This is a genomic window from Aestuariicoccus sp. MJ-SS9, assembly GCF_032586235.1.
GTDB lineage: Bacteria > Pseudomonadota > Alphaproteobacteria > Rhodobacterales > Rhodobacteraceae > Aestuariicoccus.
In genome coordinates this window covers 1-566 of record NZ_JAWHTD010000140.1, presented here as the reverse complement: position 1 = coordinate 566, position 566 = coordinate 1, and the positions used below count along the sequence as shown (strand labels likewise).

Below are 566 nucleotides of genomic sequence, written 5' to 3'. Positions count from 1 at the left end.
TACTGGTAATCACCGAAGTACATAGGATCGACGACTTGCAGAAAGGACAGCGTGTATTCCTCTCCTCCCGTGAGCGAAACCGAATACCAATCCGCGTCGTTCCAGAAATCGACGCGGCCCGATACGGTCTCACCTAAAACCGCTGTGCCCTCGGTGTCGGGCGTCCCGATCGGCGTCTCGTCATTTGTGTCGAAAACAACTTCATAGGGAATTTCGCCCCACAACGATGCGCTGAAGGAAATGAAATACTTACCCGGTGTTTCGACGCCAAAGGCCCCCCCGAACGAACTCGGCGTGCCGAACTCCCACCACCTAGAATACTCCCACGTACCGGTTTCATCTAGCAAGGCAAAACTAGCACCTTCCCCGCCGTCCGTGCCGGTATTGATCGTTACGCGGGCAAAGTATCCGAGACCAGGCTCCAAGTTGACGGCGAACCAGTCGCGATCCTGGCTGCCATATAGAACCGAGGTGAAGGGCACGCCTGGCTCCAGCGTGGTATCTGTGGTCACGTCCCCCGGAATGTCGCCTTCCGCCAAAGATACCGATACTGTGTAGTCACCGGT

At 56.4% G+C, this 566-nt stretch carries 1 protein-coding gene; it reads right to left on the bottom strand.

Annotated elements, in window-relative coordinates; genetic code table 11:
- A partial coding sequence (locus RXV88_RS23640) for a hypothetical protein (RefSeq protein WP_316296189.1) occupies positions 1 to 512 on the bottom strand: 512 nt, incomplete at its 3' end.
- Positions 513 to 566: the final 54 nt, after the last annotated feature.